Annotated in this window: 20 protein-coding genes and 2 pseudogenes; 13 read left to right on the forward strand and 9 right to left on the reverse strand. The window is 69.2% G+C overall.

The genetic code is table 11. The features are described 5' to 3' along the window. Positions 1-45: 45 nt before the first annotated feature. The 6 genes from murJ (at position 46) to trxA (ending at position 7,197) form a co-directional block, all read left to right on the forward strand. Complete coding sequence (murJ, locus tag IE257_RS27105; RefSeq protein ID WP_189972517.1) at positions 46-2,220, forward strand: murein biosynthesis integral membrane protein MurJ; 2,175 nt, start codon at positions 46-48, stop codon at positions 2,218-2,220. Positions 2,221-2,337: 117 nt separating this feature from the next. After that, positions 2,338-4,062 carry a protein kinase family protein gene (locus IE257_RS27110; protein ID WP_189972518.1) on the forward strand — a complete coding sequence of 575 codons (1,725 nt, stop codon included), beginning with the start codon at positions 2,338-2,340 and terminating at the stop codon, positions 4,060-4,062. A 25-nt stretch (positions 4,063-4,087) separates the two neighbouring features. Further along, positions 4,088-4,783, forward strand: a complete 696-nt coding sequence (gene sigM / locus IE257_RS27115) for an RNA polymerase sigma factor SigM (RefSeq protein ID WP_189972519.1) — start codon at positions 4,088-4,090, stop codon at positions 4,781-4,783. Then, on the forward strand, positions 4,780-5,709 hold the full coding sequence (locus IE257_RS27120) for an RsmA family anti-sigma factor (RefSeq protein WP_189972520.1): 930 nt from the start codon (positions 4,780-4,782) through the stop codon (positions 5,707-5,709). Before sigM ends, IE257_RS27120 begins: the two co-directional genes overlap by 4 nt. A gap of 128 nt (positions 5,710-5,837) precedes the next feature. Further along, positions 5,838-6,797, forward strand: a complete 960-nt coding sequence (gene trxB / locus IE257_RS27125; RefSeq protein ID WP_189972521.1) for a thioredoxin-disulfide reductase — start codon at positions 5,838-5,840, stop codon at positions 6,795-6,797. 61 nt (positions 6,798-6,858) lie between these two features. Continuing rightward, entirely contained in the window at positions 6,859-7,197 is a 339-nt protein-coding gene (trxA, locus tag IE257_RS27130; protein WP_189972522.1) for a thioredoxin, read from the forward strand. Positions 7,198-7,266: 69 nt separating this feature from the next. Here the strand turns inward: trxA and IE257_RS27135 are convergent, their stop codons facing one another. From IE257_RS27135 to rpmH, 9 genes are all read right to left on the reverse strand, one after another. Further along, the gene (locus IE257_RS27135; protein WP_189972523.1) at positions 7,267-7,884 is read right to left on the reverse strand and encodes a GNAT family N-acetyltransferase; all 618 of its coding nucleotides are present in this window, start codon (positions 7,882-7,884) and stop codon (positions 7,267-7,269) included. Positions 7,885-7,986: 102 nt separating this feature from the next. Continuing rightward, complete coding sequence (locus IE257_RS27140; protein WP_030383927.1) at positions 7,987-9,075, reverse strand: ParB/RepB/Spo0J family partition protein; 1,089 nt, start codon at positions 9,073-9,075, stop codon at positions 7,987-7,989. Next, complete coding sequence (locus IE257_RS27145) at positions 9,072-10,160, reverse strand: ParA family protein (RefSeq protein ID WP_189972524.1); 1,089 nt, start codon at positions 10,158-10,160, stop codon at positions 9,072-9,074. Before IE257_RS27145 ends, IE257_RS27140 begins: the two co-directional genes overlap by 4 nt. Positions 10,161-10,446: 286 nt before the next feature. Next, positions 10,447-11,163, reverse strand: coding sequence for a 16S rRNA (guanine(527)-N(7))-methyltransferase RsmG (gene rsmG, locus IE257_RS27150; RefSeq protein ID WP_189972525.1), 717 nt, complete (start codon positions 11,161-11,163; stop codon positions 10,447-10,449). Between the two features lie 135 nt (positions 11,164-11,298). After that, entirely contained in the window at positions 11,299-11,811 is a 513-nt protein-coding gene (locus tag IE257_RS27155; protein WP_189972526.1) for a Jag family protein, read from the reverse strand. Positions 11,812-11,826: 15 nt separating this feature from the next. After that, positions 11,827-12,930 carry a membrane protein insertase YidC gene (yidC, locus tag IE257_RS27160; RefSeq protein WP_189972527.1) on the reverse strand — a complete coding sequence of 368 codons (1,104 nt, stop codon included), beginning with the start codon at positions 12,928-12,930 and terminating at the stop codon, positions 11,827-11,829. 3 nt (positions 12,931-12,933) lie between these two features. Continuing rightward, positions 12,934-13,215, reverse strand: a complete 282-nt coding sequence (gene yidD, locus IE257_RS27165) for a membrane protein insertion efficiency factor YidD (protein WP_075970728.1) — start codon at positions 13,213-13,215, stop codon at positions 12,934-12,936. After that, positions 13,212-13,586: a ribonuclease P protein component gene (rnpA, locus tag IE257_RS27170; protein WP_189972528.1), complete on the reverse strand. Its 375-nt coding sequence runs from the start codon at positions 13,584-13,586 to the stop codon at positions 13,212-13,214. Before rnpA ends, yidD begins: the two co-directional genes overlap by 4 nt. Positions 13,587-13,607: 21 nt before the next feature. Then, positions 13,608-13,745, reverse strand: a complete 138-nt coding sequence (gene rpmH / locus IE257_RS27175) for a 50S ribosomal protein L34 (protein ID WP_008741645.1) — start codon at positions 13,743-13,745, stop codon at positions 13,608-13,610. Between the two features lie 355 nt (positions 13,746-14,100). Here rpmH and dnaA (IE257_RS39525) point away from each other — a divergent pair. The 7 genes and pseudogenes from dnaA (IE257_RS39525) to gyrB form a co-directional block, all read left to right on the forward strand. Then, a pseudogene (gene dnaA, locus IE257_RS39525) lies at positions 14,101-14,698 on the forward strand (chromosomal replication initiator protein DnaA); the annotation flags it as partial. An 11-nt stretch (positions 14,699-14,709) separates the two neighbouring features. Continuing rightward, a pseudogene (dnaA, locus tag IE257_RS27180) lies at positions 14,710-15,879 on the forward strand (chromosomal replication initiator protein DnaA); the annotation flags it as partial. Between the two features lie 876 nt (positions 15,880-16,755). After that, positions 16,756-17,886: a DNA polymerase III subunit beta gene (gene dnaN / locus IE257_RS27185; RefSeq protein WP_030956769.1), complete on the forward strand. Its 1,131-nt coding sequence runs from the start codon at positions 16,756-16,758 to the stop codon at positions 17,884-17,886. 265 nt (positions 17,887-18,151) lie between these two features. Continuing rightward, the gene (gnd, locus tag IE257_RS27190) at positions 18,152-19,027 is read left to right on the forward strand and encodes a phosphogluconate dehydrogenase (NAD(+)-dependent, decarboxylating) (protein WP_189972530.1); all 876 of its coding nucleotides are present in this window, start codon (positions 18,152-18,154) and stop codon (positions 19,025-19,027) included. Between the two features lie 84 nt (positions 19,028-19,111). After that, complete coding sequence (gene recF, locus IE257_RS27195) at positions 19,112-20,248, forward strand: DNA replication/repair protein RecF (RefSeq protein WP_189972531.1); 1,137 nt, start codon at positions 19,112-19,114, stop codon at positions 20,246-20,248. Beyond that, a complete protein-coding gene (locus tag IE257_RS27200; RefSeq protein WP_189972532.1) occupies positions 20,245-20,778 on the forward strand; it encodes a DciA family protein in 534 nt (177 codons plus the stop codon). Before recF ends, IE257_RS27200 begins: the two co-directional genes overlap by 4 nt. A gap of 393 nt (positions 20,779-21,171) precedes the next feature. Then, positions 21,172-23,193: a DNA topoisomerase (ATP-hydrolyzing) subunit B gene (gyrB, locus tag IE257_RS27205; protein WP_030383918.1), complete on the forward strand. Its 2,022-nt coding sequence runs from the start codon at positions 21,172-21,174 to the stop codon at positions 23,191-23,193. The last annotated feature ends 26 nt before the right edge of the window (positions 23,194-23,219 follow it).

A 23,219-nucleotide genomic window follows, 5' to 3' on the forward strand; every position in this document is an offset into this window, starting at 1 on the left:
TGACGCCGTGGCCGGTCGGCCTGGGGACGATGAGGTGGGGTTTCGATGAACGCGCCGTACGACGGTGACCGCGCGCAGGGCACTGGTGGGCCTGCGCCCTCCCAGGGCACTGCCCCGGGCACCCCGGTGCCCGGGCAGGTTCCCGTGCCTGCGCCCGCGCCGGACCGTGACCCATACGTCCAGGACGCCTACGACCACGACCCGTACCGGTCCCAGGACCTGTCGGCCCAGGATCCCGTCGCCGAGGTGCTCTACGACCGGTCCGCCCACCCGCCGCCGCCGCCCGGCACCTACCAGGAGCCCGGCCCGCTCTACGCGGCGCCGTCCGCGCCCTCGTACGCTCCCGATCCGCACGTCTGGGCCCAGACCCCGCCGCCCGAGCCGGACGGCCCCTCGCGCCACCTGCCGTACGGCGACCACGCCACCACCACCCAGTTCGTCGGAGTGGACGCCCTCGTCACCAACGCCGCGGACGAGCAGCCCGAGCCGGACGCGTTCGCGCACCTGTACCGGGACCAGGAGGCGGCTCCCCGCACCCCCGCCGAGGAGGCCCCCGTGGCCGCGCCGGCGCCGAGCAAGCCCGCCGGACGCGCCTCCAGCCTCCTGAAGTCCAGTGCGCTGATGGCCGCGGGCACGATCGTCTCCCGCATCACCGGCTTCCTGCGGACCCTGGTCATCGCCGGTGCCATTGGTGTCGGCACCTTCAACGACACGTACCAGATCGCCAACACCCTGCCCACGATGATCTATGTGCTGGTCGGCGGCGGCGCCCTCAACGCCGTCTTCATCCCGCAGCTGGTCCGGGCCATGAAGAACGACAGCGACGGGGGCCAGGCGTATGCCAACCGGCTGCTGACCCTCGTCGTGGTGCTGTTGGCGGGCATCACCACCATCTGTGTCCTGGCCGCACCGGTGTTCATCACGATGATGTCGCCGAAGATCGCCTCCGACCCCCAGCAGATGGAAGTCGCGGTCGCCTTCGCCCGCTACTGCCTGCCCACCATGTTCTTCATGGGCATCCACGTGGTCCTGGGTCAGATCCTCAACGCCCGCGGCCGCTTCGGCGCGATGATGTGGACCCCGGTCCTCAACAACATCGTCGTCATCGCCACCTTCGGCGCCTTCATCTGGGCCTTCGGCGGCTTCACCACCTCCGGTGTGAACGCCACCACGGTCACCGCCGAAGGCGTGCGCCTGCTGGGCCTGGGCACCCTGCTCGGCCTCACCGTCCAGGCCCTGGCGATGCTGCCGTACCTGCGCGACGCGGGCTTCAAGCCGCGCCTGCGCTTCGACTGGCGGGGCCACGGCCTCGGCAAGGCCGCCCGCCTGGCCAAGTGGACGTTCTTCTTCGTCCTCGCCAACCAGGTCGGCCTGGTCGTCGTCACCCAGCTCGCCACCTGGGCCGGATCCGTCGCCGAGAAGCAGGGCCACCCCGGTACCGGCATCACCGCCTACAACTACGCACTGCTGCTGTGGCAGATGCCGCAGGCGATCATCACCGTCTCCGTCATGACGGCGGTCCTGCCCCGCATCTCCCGCTCCGCGCACGACGGCGACGCCGCGGCGGTCCGCGACGACATCTCCTACGGGCTGCGCACCTCGGCCGTCGCGATCGTGCCCTGCGCCTTCGCGTTCCTCGCCCTCGGTGTCCCGATGGCCACGCTGCTGTACGCCGGCTCGGGTTCGGGAGCACAGAACATCGGCTACATCCTGATGGCCTTCGGCCTCGGCCTGATCCCGTACTCCATCCAGTACGTCGTCCTGCGCGGCTTCTACGCCTACGAGGACACCCGCACGCCCTTCTACAACACCGTCATCGTCGCCGCGGTCAACGCGGCGGTCTCCGCGGTGTCGTTCTTCGTGCTCCCCGCCCGCTGGGCGGTGGTGGGCATGGCCGCCGCCTACGGCCTCGGCTACGCCGTCGGCGTCGGCGTGGCCTGGCGCCGCCTGCGCACCCGGCTCGGCGGCGACCTCGACGGCGCGCACGTGATGCGCACCTACGCCCGCCTCACCGGCGCCTGCGTCCCGGCTGCCGCCGTGGCCGGCGCGGCCGCCTACGGGGTCACCCAGTGGCTCGGCAGCGGAGTCACCGGTTCCGCCGCCGCCCTCCTCGCCGGCGGGATCGCCCTGGCCGCGGTGTTCCTCATCGCCGCCAAGCGCATGCGGATCGAGGAGCTCAACGCGATGGTCGGAATGGTCCGCGGACGTTTGGGGCGCTGATGCGCACAACCGTCGCCCCCTTTCGTGTGTCGTGCTTAGCGTCGGACTGTGGGCACAATTGGCATGGCTTCGCAGACTGGCTTTCAGCGCGCAACGGATGGGGAGGCAGGAACGACGGTGGCGGAACGTAGCACGGCTGCCGTCGACGTGGCCGACAACAGCGGCGATGAGCCGCTGGCCGCTCAGGCGGCACAGGCCACGTCCGACGGGGTGGACACCCAGAACGGACGAGCCGCGGACGGACCCATGCCCGACAAGGACGGCGAACGCACCAACCCGGCCCCTGCGGCCGCACCCGAACTGCACAGCGGTCACAAGCTCGCCAGACGCTACCGGCTGGAAGAGTGCGTCACCCGTGTGGACGGATTCAGCAGTTGGCGCGCGATGGACGAGAAACTGCGCCGGGCCGTGGGCGTGCACCTCATGCCCGCCGACCACGCGCGGGCACGCTCCGTCCTGGCCGCCGCGCGTTCCTCCGCCCTCCTGGGCGACCCACGGTTCGTGCAGGTCCTCGACGCCGTGGAGGAGAACGACCTCGTCTACGTCGTCCACGAGTGGTTGCCCGACGCCACCGAACTCACCGCGCTCCTCGCGTCGGGCCCGCTGGAGGCCCACGAGGCCTACCAGCTCGTCAGCCAGGTCTCCCAGGCCATGGCCGCCGCCCACCGCGAAGGGCTCGCCCATCTGCGGCTGACGCCGAGCGCGATACTGCGCACCTCCACCGGCCAGTACCGGATCCGCGGCCTCGCCGTGAACGCCGCCCTGCGCGGCATCACCAGCGAGACCCCGCAGCGCGCCGACACCGAGGCCATCGGCGCCCTGCTCTATGCCGCCCTCACCCAGCGCTGGCCGTACGAGAGCGACGCGTACGGGCTCACCGGCCTGCCCAAGGGCGTGGGCCTGATCGCCCCCGACCAGGTACGCGCCGGTGTCCACCGCGGCCTGGGCGAACTCGCCATGCGCGCACTCGCCAACGACGGGGCCACCGCCTCCCGTCAGGAGCCCGCCTGCACCACCCCGGACGAGCTGGCCAAGGCCGTGGCCGCGATGCCCCGCATCCGGCCGCCGGAGCCCGCCTTCACCGCCCCGCCCGAGTACCAGCACACCACCTACCAGCAGGGCAACTACGGCCGTCCCACGCCTCCCGGCGGGAACACCGTCCAGAGCCGCCCCGTGGCGCCTCCGCCGCCCCCGCTGCAGAGCCGTACGGGCCGGGCCCTCAAGTGGGGCGTCGCCGCCCTGCTGATCGCCGCCCTCGGCCTGGGCAGCTGGCAGCTGGCCGACACCCTCCTGGAGCGCGGTACCCAGAAGGGCAACAGCGGCACCAACAACAACACCAACACCGGAACCGACGACAGCGGGGAGAAGAAGGAGCCGACCCCCCTGACGATCGCCGGTGCCCAGGAGTACGCCCCGGACGGCAAGCCGCAGAATGCCGAGAACGTCTCGAACACGTACGACGGGAACCCCGCCACCTACTGGCGAACCAAGAGCTTCTACGACGGCCCCGAAGTGAAGATCAAGGACGGCCTCGGCATCGTCTACGACCTCGGGTCCGAGCAGGAGGTCAATGGGGCCTCGATAGCGCTGAAGTTCGGCGGCGCGCACACGACCCTCACGCTGTACGCCACCGACTCCAAGTCTCCCAAGGGCTCCGTCGGCTCCATGACGAAGATCGCCGGAACCACCACCTCGGAGACCGCCCTCCAGCTGACTGCCGAGAAACCGGTCAAGACGCGGTACGTACTCGTGTGGATCACCGCCATGCCGCACGCGCCCCTCGACGACTTCAGCGATCCGGGATACAAGCAGGCCATCACGGACGTGAAGTTCACGGGCTGACCGCAGGACCGGGAGGGGCTCATCGTTGAACGACACGACGCCCGGCGCATGCAGTGACCAGGAACTCCTGGCGCTGCATGCCGCCGGTGATCCCGATGCCTTCGGCGAGATCGTGCGGCGGCACCGCGACCGGCTGTGGGCCGTGGCCCTGCGGACCCTCGGCGATCGTGAGGAGGCCGCGGACGCGGTGCAGGACGCTCTGGTCTCCGCCTACCGGGCCGCCCACACCTTCCGTGGGGAATCCGCTGTCACCACCTGGCTGCACCGGATCACCGTCAATGCCTGCCTGGACCGGGCCCGCAAGGCCGCGTCCCGCAGGACCGCGCCCCTCGACGACACGGACCGCCTGGAGCGCCTCCTGGAGCCGCACGAGTCCGCGGAGGCCCCCGCAGAGCGCCAGGACCTCCACCGTGAGCTCCTGGCCGCCCTGAGCACCCTCCCGGCCGATCAGCGGGCCGCGCTGGTCCTCGTCGACATGCAGGGATACCCCGTCGCCGAGGCCGCCCGGATCCTCGACATCCCCACCGGCACCGTAAAGAGCCGGTGCGCGCGGGGCCGGGCAAAACTCGTACCGCTCCTCACTCATCTGCGCACGAATGCCGGGGATAACACCGCCACCGAGCGGGGAAGGAACCGGACGCCGGGCCCACCCGTCCCACCAGCGGCAGAACCCCGGCATTCAGACCCAGACGCTGTGAAGGGCGGAGGTGGACGACCGTGAGCCCCACAACCGGCACGACCGGCACGACCGGCACGATCCGGCACCCGGACGTCTCGGAGATCTCCGACCTGACCGAAGGTCTTCTCTCGCCGTCCCGAACCACCGAGATCACCCGCCACCTCGACGAGTGCACCCTGTGCGCCGATGTCCGTGACTCTCTGGAGGAGATCCGCTCCCTCCTCGGCACCCTCCCCGGCCCGGCCCGGATGCCCGCCGACATCGCGGGGCGCATCGACGCGGCCCTCGCTGCGGAGGCCCTCCTCGACTCCACGCAGCCGCGGGACCGGGCCGTACCGGCCGACCGCACCCGCACGCCGCACCGCGATGTTTCACGTGAAACATCGCCCGCCGGTCACCCGACCGGCCCAACGGGCCCCGGGCGCCGTCGCGCGCGCCGCAGGATCGCCGTCCTGGCGGGTCTGGCCGGAGCCGCCGCCTGCGCCCTGGGCCTGTTCCTGTTCGGCGACTTCGCGGGCACGCCCGCCCATGACACCGCCACCCGCGGCGAGGCGTCGGACTCCGCCGAGCAGCCGTCCGTCGCTTCCGGTGGCCGCGACTACACCGCTCAGGGCCTGCAGGAGAACGTCCGGCAGCTCATCGCGGCCGACCGGGGCGCCAAGACCGCCCCCGAAGAGGGGAACAACACGCTCGGGCTGGAGAACACCAGCCCCGCCCCGGGGGTCGCTCCCGGCGACAAGCGGGTGTCGCCTGCCCTGCCCAGCTGCGTCCAGCAGGCCACTGGCCGCCCCGACGCCCCGATCGCCGCCGAACGCGGCAACTACCAGGGCGCCTCCGTCTATCTCGTCGTCCTGCCCCATCCGGCCGACTCCGCGCGCGTGGACGCCTACCTCGTCGACACCGCGTGTGAGCAGACCGCCTCAGGAGCCCCCGGGAAGGTCCTCCTGACGAGCACCTATCCCCGATAGCCGGGGCGTTCGGGGCCGTAGTGGGGCGGGTGGGGAATGCATGCGCCGTAGGATCCGTTGGGTGGGGTGAGAGTCCGCACCGGCCCCCGGTAGGCAGTACGCAGTCCGCAGAGACGAGGAAGAAACCCGTGAGCGACGTTCGAAACGTGATCATCATCGGCTCCGGGCCGGCCGGTTACACCGCCGCCCTGTACACCGCACGCGCTTCGCTCAAGCCCCTGGTCTTCGAAGGTGCCGTCACCGCGGGTGGCGCCCTGATGAACACCACCGAGGTGGAGAACTTCCCGGGCTTCCAGGACGGCATCATGGGCCCGGACCTCATGGACAACATGCGGGGTCAGGCCGAGCGCTTCGGCGCCGAGCTGGTTCCGGACGACATCGTGTCCGTGGACCTCAGCGGTGAGATCAAGACCGTCACCGACACCGCCGGCACCGTGCACCGCGCCAAGGCCGTCATCGTCACCACCGGCTCCCAGCACCGCAAGCTCGGTCTGCCGAACGAGGACGCCCTCTCCGGCCGCGGCGTCTCCTGGTGCGCCACGTGCGACGGGTTCTTCTTCAAGGACCACGACATCGCCGTGGTCGGCGGCGGCGACACCGCGATCGAGGAAGCCACCTTCCTCTCCCGTTTCGCCAAGTCCGTGACGATCGTCCACCGTCGCGACAGCCTGCGCGCCTCGAAGGCCATGCAGGACCGCGCCTTCGCCGACCCGAAGATCAAGTTCGCCTGGGACAGCGAGGTTTCCGAGATCCACGGCGAGCAGAAGCTCTCCGGCCTCACCCTGCGCAACACCAAGACCGGTGAGACCTCCGAGCTGCCCGTGACCGGCCTCTTCATCGCCGTCGGCCACGACCCGCGCACCGAGCTCTTCAAGGACCAGCTGGACCTCGACGAGGAGGGCTACCTCAAGGTCGAGGCCCCCTCCACCCGGACCAGCGTCACCGGCGTGTTCGGCGCCGGCGACGTCGTGGACCACACCTACCGTCAGGCCATCACGGCAGCGGGCACCGGCTGCTCCGCCGCCCTCGATGCCGAGCGCTTCCTCGCCGCCCTCGCGGACGCCGAGAAGGCTCACGCAGCGGTCTGATCGCCGCTCCGCCCCGTCCAGCCCCACCCCACACCCCGCAGGAAAGAAGAAGGAGGCCGCTGTGGCCGGCACCCTCAAGAATGTGACCGACGATGACTTCGATGCCGAGGTCCTCAGGAGCGACAAGCCCGTGCTGGTGGACTTCTGGGCCGCCTGGTGCGGACCCTGCCGTCAGATCGCGCCGTCCCTCGAGGCGATCGCCGCCGAGCACCCCGAGATCGAGATCGTCAAGCTCAACATCGACGAGAACCCGGCCACGGCTGCGAAGTACGGCGTCATGTCCATCCCGACGCTCAACGTCTATCAGGGCGGCGAGGTCGCCAAGACCATCGTCGGTGCGAAGCCGAAGGCCGCCATCCTGCGCGACCTCGCCGAGTTCGTCGAGGTCAAGACCGCCTGACGGCAATCGACGTTTCACGCGGAACGGGGCCGCCCCCTGCAGGGGGCGGCCCCGTTCCGCGTACCGGGCTCACAGCGGCCGCAGCGCCGGCTCCTTGCGAGCCGCTCCCAGCAAACGGTCCAGCGCAAGCTCCACGTCTTCCTTCCACGACAGCGTCGAGCGGAGTTCCAGCCGCAGCCGCGGATGCACAGGGTGGGGCCGGACCGTCTTGAAGCCCACCGCGAGCAGGTGGTCGGCCGGCAGGAGGCACGCCGGGCCCTCCCAGTGCGCGTCCCCGAAGGCCTCGATCGCCCGGAAGCCCCGCCGCAGCAGGTCCTTCGCCACCGTCTGCACCATCACCCTGCCCAGACCCTGGCCCTGATACCCCGGCATGATCCACGCAGTGATCAGCTGCACGGCATCGGGTGAAACCGGGCTGGTGGGAAAGGCGGTGGCACGCGGAACGTACGCCGCCGGCGCGTAGAGGACGAAGCCCACCGGAACCTCGTCCACGTAGACCACTCGGCCGCAGGATCCCCATTCCAGCAGGACGGCGGAGATCCACGCCTCCTTCTCCTGCGCCGGCGTACCCGCCTTCACCGCGGCCTCGCCGCTGACCGGGTCCAGCTCCCAGAACACACAGGACCGGCAACGACGGGGCAGATCCTGGAGGTTGTCCAGCGTGAGCGGTACCAGCCGACGACCCATGAACGCATCGTATCCACTGGTCGATCGTTCTTCGACAGCAAAGCGAAGGGGCGGACCGCGCCGGTGCACACCGTCGCGATCCGCCCCTCGGCGGCCCGGGGATCACTCCCCGGTGAGACCCTGCTCCAGCACCCGGCCCTCGCCCGGCGCCAGTGTTCCGAGGATCCGCTCCAGATCCTCCATCGAGGCGAACTCGACGGTGATCTTGCCCTTCTTCTGGCCCAGATCCACCTTCACCCGCGTCTCGAACCGGTCCGACAGCCGCGTCGCAAGCTCGCTGAGCGCCGGAGCCACCCGGGCACCCGCACGCGGGCCCTTCGGCTTCACCGCACTCGACGGCTCTGAGGCCATCAGCGTCACGATCTCCTCGACCGCACGCACCGAGAGCCCCTCGGCCACGATCCGGTGCGCCAGCTTGTCCTGCTCCTCGGAGTCCTCCACCGAGAGCAGCGCACGCGCGTGCCCGGCGGACAGCACTCCCGCAGCCACCCGGCGCTGCACCGAGGGGGACAGCTTGAGCAGCCGCAGCGTGTTCGACACCTGCGGACGCGAGCGCCCGATCCGGTCGGCCAGCTGGTCGTGGGTGCAGTTGAAGTCCTTGAGCAGCTGGTCGTAGGCCGCCGCCTCTTCCAGCGGGTTCAGCTGAGCCCGGTGCAGGTTCTCCAGCAGCGCGTCCAGCAGCAGCTTCTCGTCGTCCGTCGCCCGGATGATCGCCGGAATGGCCTCCAGCCCGGCCTCCCGGCAGGCACGCCAGCGCCGCTCACCCATGATCAGCTCATAGCGGCCCGGGGCCGACTGCCGCACCACCACCGGCTGGAGCAGACCCACCTCCTGGATGGAGGTCACCAGCTCGGCCAGCGCGTCCTCGTCGAACACATCGCGCGGCTGGCGCGGGTTCGGCGTGATCGCATCCATCGGGAGCTCGGCGAACGTCGCCCCTGCCACCACATTGGTCTCGGCCTCGGGCTCCGGCTCTGCCACCGGGACAACCGCGAGCGATGTTTCACGTGAAACATCGGCCTGTACGAGCGAAGCGAGCTTCGCCGCCGCGACCCCCCGCTCCGAAGCCAAGGTCGGCACCGCCGACGGAGACGTCGAGCCGGCACTGATCACCGGCGGCGTCTTCTCCTGCGGGGCTGCGGGGATCAGCGCACCGAGCCCCCGCCCCAGGCCTCTACGTCGCTCACTCACTGGATCCCCTCCGCCACATTCTGCGTGCTGTTCATACCCGGGCCCAGATGGGCGTGCCGAGCGTCGTACTGCATTCCGACCCCCCGATACGCGATCTCTCGCGCTGCCTCCAGATAGGAGAGGGAACCACTGGAACCCGGGTCGTACGTGAGCACCGTCTGCCCATAGCTCGGCGCCTCGGAAATACGCACCGACCGGGGGATGCTCGTCCGCAGCACCTCCTTGCCGAAGTGGCTGCGCACCTCCTCCGCCACCTGCGAGGCCAGCCGGGTCCTGCCGTCATACATCGTCAGCAGGATGGTCGACACATGGAGCGTCGGGTTGAGGTGGGCCCGCACCAGATCGACGTTGCGCAGCAGCTGGCCCAGACCCTCCAGCGCGTAGTACTCGCACTGGATCGGGATCAGCACCTCGGCGCCGGCCACCAGCGCGTTCACCGTCAGCAGCCCGAGCGAGGGCGGGCAGTCGATCAGGATGTAGTCGAGAGGCTGGTCGTACGCCTGGATCGCCCGCTGAAGCCGGCTCTCTCGCGCCACGAGCGACACCAGCTCGATCTCCGCACCCGCGAGATCGATCGTGGCCGGAGCACAGAAGAGCCCCTCCACGTCCACCACCGGCTGGACGACCTCCAGCAGAGGCCGGCTGTCCACGAGCACGTCGTAGATCGAGGGCACATCGGCATGGTGGTCGATCCCCAGCGCCGTGGACGCGTTGCCCTGCGGGTCGAGGTCGACCACCAGGACGCGCGCGCCGTGCAGGGCCAGCGAGGCCGCCAGGTTCACGGTCGTCGTGGTCTTGCCCACGCCGCCCTTCTGGTTGGCCACCACCATGACCCGCGTCTGGTTCGGCCGGGGCAGCCTCTCTCCGGCGCGCCCCAGCGCCTCGACCGCCTGCTGGGCAGCTCGGCCGATGGGGGTGTCGTTGTCTACAAGAGGCGGAGGCAATGTTTCACGTGAAACATCCTCACCCGCCGATTCAGAGCGGGGACCGGGGACCGGATCGGCCATCGGCCCCGCGAGGTTGGCGTCGGACCGCACGGTGTCACTCTCCTCGACATCAGGCTCGCGATGAACAGAGCCTGCCATGTCACCCGGGTCGCGAACCAGCGGGGCCCGTACTCCTGTGGATGAATCCACCGTTGTGGACAACTCCGTCCCCCTTGCGTCCTTGCGGTTGAGGGGGGACGCGGCCGCACGACCGCGGCTGATGATTCCGTGCAGCAGAGAGCGACGTTTCACGTGAAACACGATGCCCGGCCAGTACCCAGACAGGGTCTTCGGGCCGCTACGACACTCCGAAATCCATACCTATAGGGCCCAACACGGATCAAATATCCGTGCGGGCCCCGGTCCGCAGAGAATCAGACGACCATCACCGGCGGCGACGGGTACGTCCCACCCGGGCTGCCTTAGCCCGCTTGGCCGCGAACCTCACCCCGCCGGGGCTCTCTCCCACCTCGACCCGCACCACTGTCGTCAGCGGGTCCACCAGGCCCTCGCCGACCTGGAGCACTGAGGTCTTCACCACACCCAGCTTCGCCAGCGCCGTCTTCGCCGACACCAGCTCCTCGTCCGCGGTGTCGCCCTTGAGCGCCAGCATCTCGCCGTACGGGCGCAGCAGAGGTACGCCCCAGCCGGCCAGCCGGTCCAGCGGAGCCACCGCCCGCGCCGTCACCACGTGCACCGGCTGGAGCTTGCCCAGGACCTCCTCGGCCCGCCCGCGCATCACCGTGACGTGATCCAGACCCAGTAGCTCCACGGCCTCCTGAAGGAAGGTCGTACGCCGCAGCAGCGGTTCGAGCAGCGTGATCTTGAGATCCCGACGCACCAGAGCGAGCGGGATACCGGGCAGCCCTGCACCCGAGCCCACATCGCACACCGTGACGCCCTGGGGCACCACCTCCGACAGCACTGCGCAGTTCAGCAGGTGCCGCTCCCACAGGCGCGGCACCTCGCGCGGCCCGATCAGGCCCCGCTTGACTCCTGCGTCCGCCAGCAGCTCCGCGTACCGCACAGCTTCCGGGAAAAACTCACCGAACACCGCGCGCGCCTGTTCAGGCGCCGGGGGAAGCTCAGCTGCCTCCGTCACGGGGACCGTCCTTCCGTACGCATGGTTCTGAAGAACCACGTCTTCAAGGTGAAGCGTCGTTCGCCTGTCAGGCCAGGCTGACAAACATCGGCCCCGTCTGCGACACAGACGGGGCCGAACACATCTCGCAGGCGATCAGGCCGGAAGCACAACGACGAAGCGCTGCGGCTCCTCGCCCTCGGACTCGCTGCGCAGACCGGCGGCCGCCACGGCATCGTGGACGACCTTTCGCTCGAACGGGGTCATCGGAGCCAGCTTCATCGGCTCGCCGGACGCCTTCACGTCCGCCGCGGCCTGGGCGCCCAGCACCGCCAGCTCCTCGCGCTTCTTCGCACGGAACCCGGCGATGTCCAGCATCAGCCGGCTGCGGTCCCCGGTCTCCCGGTGCACGGCGAGGCGGGTCAGCTCCTGCAGAGCCTCCAGAACCTCACCGTCGCGGCCCACGAGCTTCTGCAGATCGCGGCCGGCCGAGTCGCTGACGATCGACACCGCGGCCCGGTCGGCCTCGACGTCCATGTCGATGTCGCCGTCCAGGTCGGCGATGTCCAGCAGACCCTCGAGGTAATCGGCCGCGATCTCACCCTCCTGCTCAAGGCGGGTCAGGGTGTCGCCACTCTCAGCGGCGGCGGTGGTGGTGCCTTCCGTCACGGGAGGGACTCCTTCTTACTTCTTGGGAGAGGGCTTGCTGGGCGTCTGACGCTGCGACTTCGACTGGCGCTTCGGCTGCTGCCGCTTGGCCGTACCGCCGCTCGCCGCATCCGAGTCTGCCGTGGCCTCGGAACTCTTGATCACACTGCCGTCGGGCTGGGCCGCCAGGCCCTGCTTGGTGAGGGCGGTGATGAACTTGCGCTCGTTGTCATTGCGGTCCGGGCCCTTGGCAACGATCGCCGCGACGATCTTCTTCTTGCTCCGGCCCTTCACGTCACCGTGCGAGCTGATGTGCTTCAGCAGGCGGGTCAGGTACTGGTCCTGCGCCTTGCTGCCCGGCGTCGGGTTCTGGTTGATCACGTACATCTGCTGGCCCATGGTCCACACGTTCGTGGTCAGCCAGTAGACGAGGACACCGACGGGGAAGTTGATGCCCATGACCGCGAAGATCACGGGGAAGATGTACATCAGCATCTTCTGCTGCTGCATGAACGGCGTCTTGACCGAGAGGTCGACGTTCTTCTGCATCAGCTGACGCTGGGTGTAGAACTGCGACAGCGACATCAGGATGATCATGATGGCGGTGACGATGCGCACATCGGTGATCGAGGCGTCCAGGGTCGCGACCTTCGCGGCGCTGTCCGTGAACTTCGCCGCCAGCGGAGCACCGAAGATGTGGGCCTGACGCGCACTGGCCAGCAGCGGACCGTCGATGTAGCCGATCTCCTTGCCGCTGGCGATGCTGGAGAGCACGCTGTACAGGGCGAAGAAGAACGGGGACTGCGCCAGGATGGGAAGGCACGAGGAGAGCGGGTTGGTACCCGTCTCCTTGTACAGCTTCATCATCTCTTCGGACTGACGCTGCTTGTCGTTCTTGTAGCGCTCCTGGATCGCCTTCATCTTCGGCTGGAGCGCCTGCATACCCCGCGTCGCCTTGATCTGCTTCACGAAGAGCGGGATCAGGCAGATACGGATCAAGATCACCAGGGACACGATGGACAGGCCCCAGGCCCACCCGCTGTCCGGCCCGAAGACCGCACCGTAGAGCGAGTGGAACTGGACGATGATCCAGGAAACGGGTGTGGTGATAAAGCTGAACAGACCGGCGATCGTGTCCACTAATCAGGCTCCTTGAGCATTGCGAGATCTACGCAACGCACTGCGCAGCTGCTCGTGCCAACGCGGGCGTTTACGGGGTGGGACATGGTCCACACCACCCGGGGACCACGGATTGCACCGCAGGATCCGCCAGGCGGTCAGAACCGTCCCCTTCACCGCACCATGCCGGTCGATGGCCGTGTACCCGTAGTGCGAACACGACGGGTAGTAGCGGCACACCGGCCCGAGCAGCGGACTGATCGTCCACTGGTACAGCTTGATCAAAGCGAGCAGCGGGTACTTCATCGAGCCACGCCTCCCAGGAGCCGCACCAGAGCGGCATCCAGGTCCCGGGCCAGCTCGTCGGGGCCGGCATCGCCCGCTCCGGGCAACGCTCGTACCACCACCAGGCTACCGGGGGGCAGCTGTGGCAGCCGCTCACGGACCAGATGGCGAAGACGGCGCTTCACCCGGTTACGTATGACGGCATTGCCGACAGCTTTGCTGACGACGAAACCCGCACGCGTCGAGGGATCGATCTCCCCCGGCTCGTGCGGGTCCGTTGCACCGCTTGTACGTAGGTGGACGACGAGGAGCGGGCGACCAGCCCGACGACCTCGACGTACCGCGCTCGCGAAGTCCTCGCGCCGCCTCAGCCGATTTTCGGGAGACAGCACGACGTCACGACCTGCGTGTTGTTACGCGGAAAGGGCGGCGCGGCCCTTGCCACGACGGTTCGCGAGGATCGCGCGACCGGCACGGGTACGCATCCGCAGGCGGAAGCCGTGGGTCTTGGCACGACGGCGGTTGTTCGGCTGGAAGGTGCGCTTGCTCACTCGGGGGCTCCAGAGAATGAATCGTTGTGGCGGGACATCGCCTGGCTGTCACCGTGCGCCCACGAGGAAACTCGCGTGTTCGCCCGAGTGGCACCGCTAAATGATCACTGAAAGTGACCTTCGCCCATCGGTAGGCAGGCGGCAGCAGCCATCGACAACTCGACCTCGTTACGGTACGCGCGGCTACGCCATCCGGTCAAACCGAGTCGACGTGGCCCCACACTGTGCACAGGCTGTGGACAACGACTTGAACCGTACCCGCTGGCCTGACTACCGTTGCCTGACCCCGGATTTTTTGTCCCGACCGTCCCAAAGAACCACACATTCGTGGGACCCCTGTGAGAGAGCGTGCTCTGTGGCTGACGTACCTGCCGATCTTGCCGCAGTGTGGCCAAGGGTGCTCGAGAAGCTCCTCGGGGAGGGACAGCCGGGGATCGAACCGAAGGACAAGCAGTGGGTCGAACGCTGTCAGCCCCTGGCACTCGTCGCCGACACCGCACTGCTCGCCGTCCCCAACGAATGGGGCAAGCGCGTCCTCGAAGGCCGCCTCGCCCCGCTGATCAGTGACGCGCTGAGCCGGGAGTGCGGCCGCCCCATCCGGATCGCGATCACGGTGGACGACTCCGCCGGCGAGCCCGCGCCCCCCTCCCCGCCCCAGCAGCAGGGCGGCTACGAGCCCTACGGCGGCCAGCGCCCCGGCGGCGGCAACGGTGACGACCAGCTTCCCACCGCCCGCCCCGCCTACCCGGACTACCAGCAGCAGCGCCCCGAGCCCGGCGCCTGGCCCCGCGGCGGCCAGCAGGACGACTACGGCTGGCAGCAGCCGCGCCTCGGCGGTTTCCCCGAGCGCGACCCGTACGCCTCCCCGCAGCCGGGCTACATGCAGCAGTCCGAGCCCTCCGGCTACGACCAGGGCTCCTACGAACAGCAGAAGTACGAGCAGCAGAAGTACGAGTCCCAGCAGCAGCACCAGGGCCATCAGTACGAGCAGCAGAGCTACGAGCCCCAGCAGTACGAACAGCCCGCGCCGCGCCAGGCCCCGGGCCGGCCCTCGCCGCCCCCGTCCCCGTCCGGCGGCTCCACCTCGGGCCCGCTGGAGCCGACCGCGCGGCTGAACCCCAAGTACCTCTTCGACACCTTCGTCATCGGCGCCTCCAACCGCTTCGCGCACGCCGCCGCGGTCGCCGTGGCCGAGGCACCGGCGAAGGCGTACAACCCCCTCTTCGTCTATGGGGAGTCGGGCCTCGGCAAGACGCACCTGCTGCACGCCATCGGGCACTACGCGCGGAGCCTGTACCCCGGCACCCGGGTGCGGTACGTGAGCTCCGAGGAGTTCACCAACGAGTTCATCAACTCCATCCGCGACGGCAAGGGCGACGCGTTCCGCAAGCGCTACCGCGAGATGGACATCCTGCTCGTCGACGACATCCAGTTCCTCGCGAGCAAGGAGTCGACGCAGGAGGAGTTCTTCCACACCTTCAATACGCTCCACAACGCCAACAAGCAGATCGTGCTCTCCTCCGACCGGCCGCCCAAGCAGCTGGTCACCCTGGAGGACCGGCTCCGCAACCGCTTCGAGTGGGGCCTGATCACCGACGTCCAGCCGCCCGAGCTGGAGACCCGTATCGCCATCCTGCGCAAGAAGGCGGTCCAGGAGCAGCTCAACGCCCCGCCGGAGGTACTGGAGTTCATCGCCTCCCGCATCTCGCGCAACATCCGCGAGCTGGAGGGGGCGCTGATCCGGGTCACGGCCTTCGCGAGCCTGAACCGGCAGCCGGTCGACCTGGGCCTGACCGAGGACGTCCTGAAGAACCTGATCCCGGGCGGCGAGGACAGCGCACCGGAGATCACCGCCTCCGACATCATGGCGGCCACCGCCGACTACTTCGGGCTGACCGTGGACGACCTGTGCGGCTCCTCGCGCAGCCGGGTGCTGGTCACCGCCCGGCAGATCGCCATGTACCTGTGCCGGGAGCTCACCGACCTGTCGCTGCCCAAGATCGGGGCGCAGTTCGGCGGCCGCGACCACACGACCGTCATGCACGCGGACCGCAAGATCCGCGCTCTGATGGCCGAGCGCCGCTCCATCTACAACCAGGTCACCGAGCTCACGAACCGCATCAAGAACGCCTGAGCTCGGCCCGCCGAGACCTGGTTCGGGGCTGCTTCAGGGCCCCTTCAAACGCATGCAGAGGGCGCTCCCGGTCCACAACGGGGGCGCCCTTCTTCGTTCGCGCGCCCCTGACCTGTTCGAATACGCCCCCGCGGGAGCAACTCATCCACAGATTGGGAGACTTTCTTCCGTCCACACCCTGGGGACGCCCCGCGTCGCCCACAATCTGTCCACAGGGGTGCGGGGTGAGTCCCCATCAGGGCAGGTCAGAACCCTGTGGAATTGTGCACAAAGACTGTCCACAGGCTGTGGACAAATATTTCGTCCACAGCACTGTCCACGGCGTTGTCCACCGTCGGCCCACAGGTTTCCACGTCCTGTGCACAGGATCCGGTGTCTTCTCCACACCCTTGTCCACTGTTCGGCAACACACCACCCCCTCTCACCGCCCGGAGTGAAAGCCGTCACACGGATGTAGACGTTTGGGTTGTGGAGTACCGGGGGAAAGCTGGGGACACACCTGTGGAGTAGTTGGGGTCCCCTGGGGACAGCCTGTGCAGAACTTTCTGTTCTCCACAGAGACACGGGGTTGTCCACCGGTGTCGCCCACAGGGTCGGTGGATAAAAAACTGGGGTTGACCTGCGAAAACAGGCTTATCCACCGTTTCCACAGGCCCTACTACTACCCCCATAGAGAGTTAGGCCGGTTTCGGTTTTCAAGCGGGTCCTGTGCACAACTCGTCGATCGCCCGCCCCGACGCCTCGCTCCCGACTTGACCGCCGGCCGCACCGACTGTCGGCGCAGTGCGTCAGACTGGTCCCCGGCATCGGTCGAGGCATCGACGAGCCGACGACGAAGGCCGGCAGACGAGCGAGCAACAGCAGGAGGCGGTTCCGGTGAAGATCCGGGTGGAGCGCGACGTACTCGCGGAGGCGGTGGCTTGGGCCGCCCGTAGCCTCCCGGCCCGGCCGCCGGTGCCCGTTCTCGCGGGCCTGCTGCTCAAGGCCGAGGAAGGCACCCTGAGCCTCTCCGGCTTCGACTACGAGGTCTCGGCCCGCGTCTCGGTCGAGGCGGACGTCGAGGAGGACGGCACCGTCCTGGTCTCCGGCCGGCTGCTCGCCGACATCTGCCGCGCCCTCCCCAACCGCCCGGTGGAGATTTCCACAGACGGTGTACGGGCGACCGTGGTCTGCGGCTCCTCGCGGTTCACACTCCACACCCTGCCTGTGGAGGAGTACCCGGCACTGCCGCAGATGCCGACCGCGACCGGCACCGTGGCCGGCGAGGTCTTCGCCTCCGCCGCCAAGCAGGTGGCCACCGCCGCCGGCCGTGACGACACGCTGCCCGTGCTGACCGGTGTGCGCATCGAGATCGAGGGCGACCGCGTCACCCTGGCCTCCACCGACCGCTACCGCTTCGCGGTCCGCGAGTTCCTGTGGAAGCCGGAGAACCCGGACGCGTCCGCCGTGGCCCTGGTGCCCGCCAAGACGCTCCAGGAGATCGCCAACTCGCTGACCAGCGGTGACACCGTGACCCTGGCGCTGTCCGGATCCGGTGCGGGCGAGGGCCTGATCGGTTTCGAGGGCGCCGGCCGCCGCACCACCACCCGGCTGCTGGAGGGCGACCTGCCCAAGTACCGGACCCTGTTCCCGACGGAGTTCAACTCGATCGCCGTGATCGAGACCGCGCCCTTCGTCGAGGCCGTCAAGCGCGTGGCTCTGGTGGCCGAGCGCAACACCCCGGTCCGCCTCAGCTTCGAGAAGGGCGTGCTGATCCTGGAGGCCGGTTCCTCCGACGACGCACAGGCTGTGGAAAGGGTCGACGCCCAGCTGGACGGCGACGACATCTCGATCGCCTTCAACCCGACCTTCCTGCTGGACGGCCTGAGCGCGATCGCCTCCCCGGTGGCCCAGCTCAGCTTCACCACGTCGACCAAGCCGGCGCTGCTCAGCGGCCGCCCGGCGATCGACGCGGAAGCGGACGAGGCGTACAAGTACCTGATCATGCCGGTGCGACTGTCCGGCTGACGCCCCACCTGTCGACGTCGGGCCCGGTCTCGCACGCAGCGGGACCGGGCCCGACGCCGTCCACAGCAGGGCAGGGCGCCGGGCCCTGGACGCGGGAACCCGCAAAGCCCCGAAAGCCGGACCGGCCCCCATGGAGCGCCCGTACGGCCCGCCGAGGCGGCCGGGCGTAGGCTCGGATCCGGTGGGCGACCCCCTGCGCGTCCGGCGAGGACACACCCCGGGGAAGCCCAGGCAAAGACGGCCACAACGCTTAAGGAACCACCTGATGGAGCTTGGTCTCGTCGGTCTCGGCAAGATGGGCGGCAACATGCGCGAGCGCATCCGCCGCGCAGGCCACACCGTCATCGGATACGACCGCAACCCGGACCTCGCGGATGTCCACAGCCTGCGGGAGCTTGTGGACAGCCTGCCGGCCCCTCGCGTCGTGTGGGTGATGGTCCCGGCCGGTGCGGCCACCCAGTCCACGGTCGACGAGCTCGCCGAACTGCTGTCGGTCGGCGACATCGTCGTCGACGGCGGCAACTCGCGCTGGACCGACGACGAGAAGCACGCCGCGGAGCTGGCGGCCAAGGGCATCGGCTTCGTCGACTGCGGCGTCTCGGGCGGGGTGTGGGGCCTGGAGAACGGCTACGCCCTGATGTACGGCGGCGAGAAGGACCACGTCGCACGGGTCCAGCCGATCTTCGACGCCCTCAAGCCCGAGGGCGAGTTCGGCGCGGTGCACGCCGGCAAGGTCGGCGCCGGCCACTTCGCGAAGATGGTCCACAACGGCATCGAGTACGCCATGATGCAGGCCTACGCCGAGGGCTGGGAGCTCCTGGAGAAGGTGGACTCGGTCACCGACGTCCGCGAGGTCTTCCGCTCCTGGCAGGAGGGCACCGTCATCCGCTCCTGGCTGCTGGACCTGGCCGTGAACGCCCTCGACCAGGACGAGCACCTGGAGCAGCTGCGGGGCTTCGCGCAGGACTCGGGCGAGGGACGCTGGACGGTGGAGGCTGCGATCGACAACGCCGTGCCGCTGCCCGCGATCACCGCTTCGCTGTTCGCTCGGTTCGCCTCGCGGCAGGACGACTCCCCGCAGATGAAGATGATCGCCGCGCTGCGCAACCAGTTCGGCGGCCACGCGGTCGAGAAGGCCTAGCGCTCGGCGGAGCAGAACGGCAGCAGGAAGACAGCAGCACAGCACCACAGCAAGCAGTGGGAAGCCGGGGGAGGTCGGCGCCGTATGCACGTTTCGCATCTCTCTTTGGCCGACTTCCGCTCGTACGCCCGGGCCGAGGTTCCCCTCGACCCGGGCGTCACCGCTTTCGTGGGCCCCAACGGCCAGGGCAAGACCAACCTCGTCGAGGCGATCGGCTACCTCGCGACCCTCGGCAGCCACCGGGTCTCCTCGGACGCCCCGCTCGTACGGATGGGCGCGGACCGCGCGGTGATCCGCGCGGCCGTCACCCAGGGCGAGCGACAGCAGCTCGTGGAGCTGGAGCTCAATCCCGGGCGGGCCAACCGGGCCCGAATCAACCGGTCCTCGCAGGTCAGGCCCCGGGACGTGCTGGGGATCATACGGACGGTGCTGTTCGCACCGGAGGACCTGGCCCTGGTCAAGGGCGACCCGGGCGAGCGGCGGCGGTTCCTGGACGAGCTGGTCACGGCGCGCTCGCCGCGGATGGCCGCGGTCCGCTCCGACTACGAACGGGTGCTCAAGCAGCGCAACACCCTGCTGAAGTCCGCGGCGATGGCCCGCCGGCACGGCGGGCGCTCCTTGGACCTGTCCACCCTCGACGTGTGGGACCAGCACCTCGCGCGCGTGGGCGCGGAAATGCTGGCGCAGCGACTGGATCTGATCGCCACGCTGCTGCCGCTCGCCGACAAGGCGTACGAGCAGCTCGCGCCCGGCGGCGGCCCGCTGGGGCTGGCGTACCGGTCCTCGGCCGGCGAGCCGGTGGACAGCGGTACGGCGCGCACCCGCGAGGCCCTCTACGAGGTGCTTCTGGCGGCGCTGGCCGACGTGCGCAAGCAGGAGATCGAGCGGGGTGTGACCCTGGTGGGCCCGCACCGTGACGACCTGCAGCTGCGGCTGGGCGAAATGCCCGCGAAGGGGTACGCCAGCCACGGGGAATCGTGGTCGTACGCGCTGGCCCTGCGGCTGGCCTCGTACGAGCTGCTGCGCTCGGAGGGGAGCGAGCCGGTGCTGATCCTGGACGACGTGTTCGCGGAGCTGGACACACGGCGCCGGGAGCGGCTGGCGGAGCTGGTGGCCCCCGGCGAGCAGGTACTGGTGACGGCGGCGGTCGACGACGACGTCCCGGGGGTGCTGGTGGGATCGCGGTTCGGGGTGTCCGGCGGTGAGGTGACCCGGCTGTGAACGAGCAGGCCAAGGACCCGCAGGAGGGTCGCAGGAGCCCGGAGGTCTCCGGGGTGGACCTCGCACGCCAGGCCCTGGCGGCGGCGCGGGAGCAGGCGCGGGCCCGGGGCAACGCGGCCGGCGGGAAGCGGCGCCACCAGCCGGGGCTGCGCTCGGGGGCCCGTGCGGACGGCCGGGACCCGATGCCGTTGATGGCGGCGCTGGACCGGCTGCGCACCGAACGCGGCTGGGAGATGCCGATGGCGGTGGCGGGCGTGATGGAGCGCTGGCCGGAGATCGTCGGCCCGGAGATCGCGGCCCACTGTGAACCGCAGCGGTACGAGGACCGTGAACTCGTCGTGCGGTGCGATTCCTCGGCGTGGGCGGCGCAGCTGAAGCTGCTGGCTCCGCAGCTGGTCGCGCGGTTGAACGCGGATCTGGGGCAGGGCACGGTGCGGATGATCAAGGTGCACGGTCCCGGTGGGCGGCCGAAGGGGTACGGGCCCTGGCGGGCGCCGGGCAGCAAGGGTCCCGGGGACACCTACGGCTGACGGGCCCTGCCGGGTTCCCTCCGACCCCGCGCGAGCGGGTACGTACCGCCCGCTCCGCGGGGTCCGGGGCTCCGCCCCCGACCCCGTGCCTCGCATGCCGGCGGGGCTGGAGATCGGCAGATTCGGGTGGCGTCCCTCACGGTAGTCGGAGGTTGACAGCCCGAAGGGCTGGGTGCCCGCGTGAGCCTCTTTGAGCCCCTTCCCGGATGTGGGGAGTCGGAGAGAGGAGGTTCAGGGCGGCACATGCGGACTCAGGTACCGGCAAACCCCCATTCATGTCCGTGGTACCGGTAGACTGAAGCGAATCCCGCCCGTTCGCGGGATCACGCAGACAACGCAGAACGACGCGGCCGCTCCCGCCGGCGCATTTGCTGGTCCGGAGTACGGGCTGCGCTGTGCCAGAAAGGGCGCTTCGTGGCCGATTCCGGCGACTCCAACGAGAAGAATTACGACGCCAGTGCGATCCAGGTCCTCGAGGGCCTGGACGCGGTCCGCAAGCGGCCGGGTATGTACATCGGCTCGACGGGTGAGCGTGGTCTGCACCACCTCGTCTACGAGGTCGTCGACAACTCGGTCGACGAGGCGCTGGCCGGGCACGCGGACACCATCGACGTGACGATCCTCGCCGACGGTGGGGTGCGCGTGGTCGACAACGGTCGCGGTATCCCGGTCGGCATCGTTCCGTCCGAGGGCAAGCCGGCCGTCGAGGTCGTCCTGACGGTCCTGCACGCGGGCGGCAAGTTCGGAGGCGGCGGCTACGCCGTTTCCGGCGGCCTGCACGGCGTCGGTGTGTCCGTCGTGAACGCCCTGTCGACCAAGGTCGCGGTCGAGGTCAAGACGGACGGCCACCGCTGGACCCAGGACTACAAGCTGGGCGTGCCGACGGCTCCGCTGGCCAAGAACGAGGAGACCGCCGAGACCGGCACCACGGTCACCTTCTGGGCCGACGGCGACATCTTCGAGACGACCGAGTACTCCTTCGAGACGCTGTCGCGGCGCTTCCAGGAGATGGCCTTCCTCAACAAGGGCCTCACCCTGTCGCTGACCGACGAGCGCGAGTCGGCGAAGGCCACGGTCGGCGCGGACGACCCCGACGCGGACACGGCCGAGCCGACCGCGCGCACGGTGAAGTACTACTACGAGGGCGGCATCGTCGACTTCGTGAAGTACCTCAACTCGCGCAAGGGCGAGCTGATCCACCCGACCGTCATCGACGTCGAGGCCGAGGACAAGGAGCGCATGCTCTCGGTCGAGATCGCGATGCAGTGGAACTCGCAGTACACGGAGGGGGTCTACTCCTTCGCGAACACGATCCACACGCACGAGGGCGGTACGCACGAGGAGGGCTTCCGTGCGGCGCTGACGGGTCTGGTGAACCGTTACGCGCGCGACAAGAAGCTGCTGCGCGAGAAGGACGACAACCTCGCCGGCGAGGACATCCGCGAGGGTCTGACGGCGATCATCTCGGTCAAGCTGGGCGAGCCCCAGTTCGAGGGCCAGACGAAGACCAAGCTGGGCAACACCGAGGCCAAGACCTTCGTGCAGAAGGTCGTCCACGAGCACCTCAACGACTGGTTCGACCGCAATCCGGTCGAGGCCGCGGACATCATCCGCAAGTCGATCCAGGCGGCCACCGCGCGCGTCGCGGCCCGCAAGGCCCGCGACCTCACCCGTCGCAAGGGTCTGCTGGAGAGCGCCTCGCTGCCGGGCAAGCTGTCCGACTGCCAGTCGAACGACCCGACCAAGTGCGAGATCTTCATCGTCGAGGGCGACTCGGCCGGTGGCTCCGCGAAGTCCGGCCGCAACCCGATGTACCAGGCCATCCTGCCGATCCGCGGCAAGATCCTGAACGTCGAGAAGGCCCGTATCGACAAGATCCTCCAGAACACCGAGGTCCAGGCGCTGATCAGTGCCTTCGGTACCGGTGTGCACGAGGACTTCGACATCGAGAAGCTCCGCTATCACAAGATCATCCTGATGGCGGACGCCGACGTCGACGGCCAGCACATCAACACCCTGCTGCTGACCTTCCTCTTCCGCTTCATGCGGCCGCTGGTCGAGGCCGGTCACGTGTACCTGTCGCGCCCGCCGCTCTACAAGATCAAGTGGGGCCGGGACGACTTCGAGTACGCGTACTCGGACCGCGAGCGCGACGCGCTGGTGGAGCTCGGCAAGCAGAACGGCAAGCGGATCAAGGAAGACTCGATCCAGCGCTTCAAGGGTCTGGGCGAGATGAACGCCGAGGAACTGCGCGTCACCACCATGGACGTGGACCACCGTGTACTCGGCCAGGTCACGCTGGACGACGCGGCGCAGGCCGACGACCTGTTCTCGGTGCTGATGGGCGAGGACGTCGAGGCTCGTCGCTCCTTCATCCAGCGCAACGCCAAGGACGTCCGCTTCCTCGACATCTGAGTCGGCTCCGCTGACCGCCGCCTGAA

The organism is Streptomyces avidinii, assembly GCF_014650695.1.
Lineage (GTDB): Bacteria > Actinomycetota > Actinomycetes > Streptomycetales > Streptomycetaceae > Streptomyces > Streptomyces avidinii.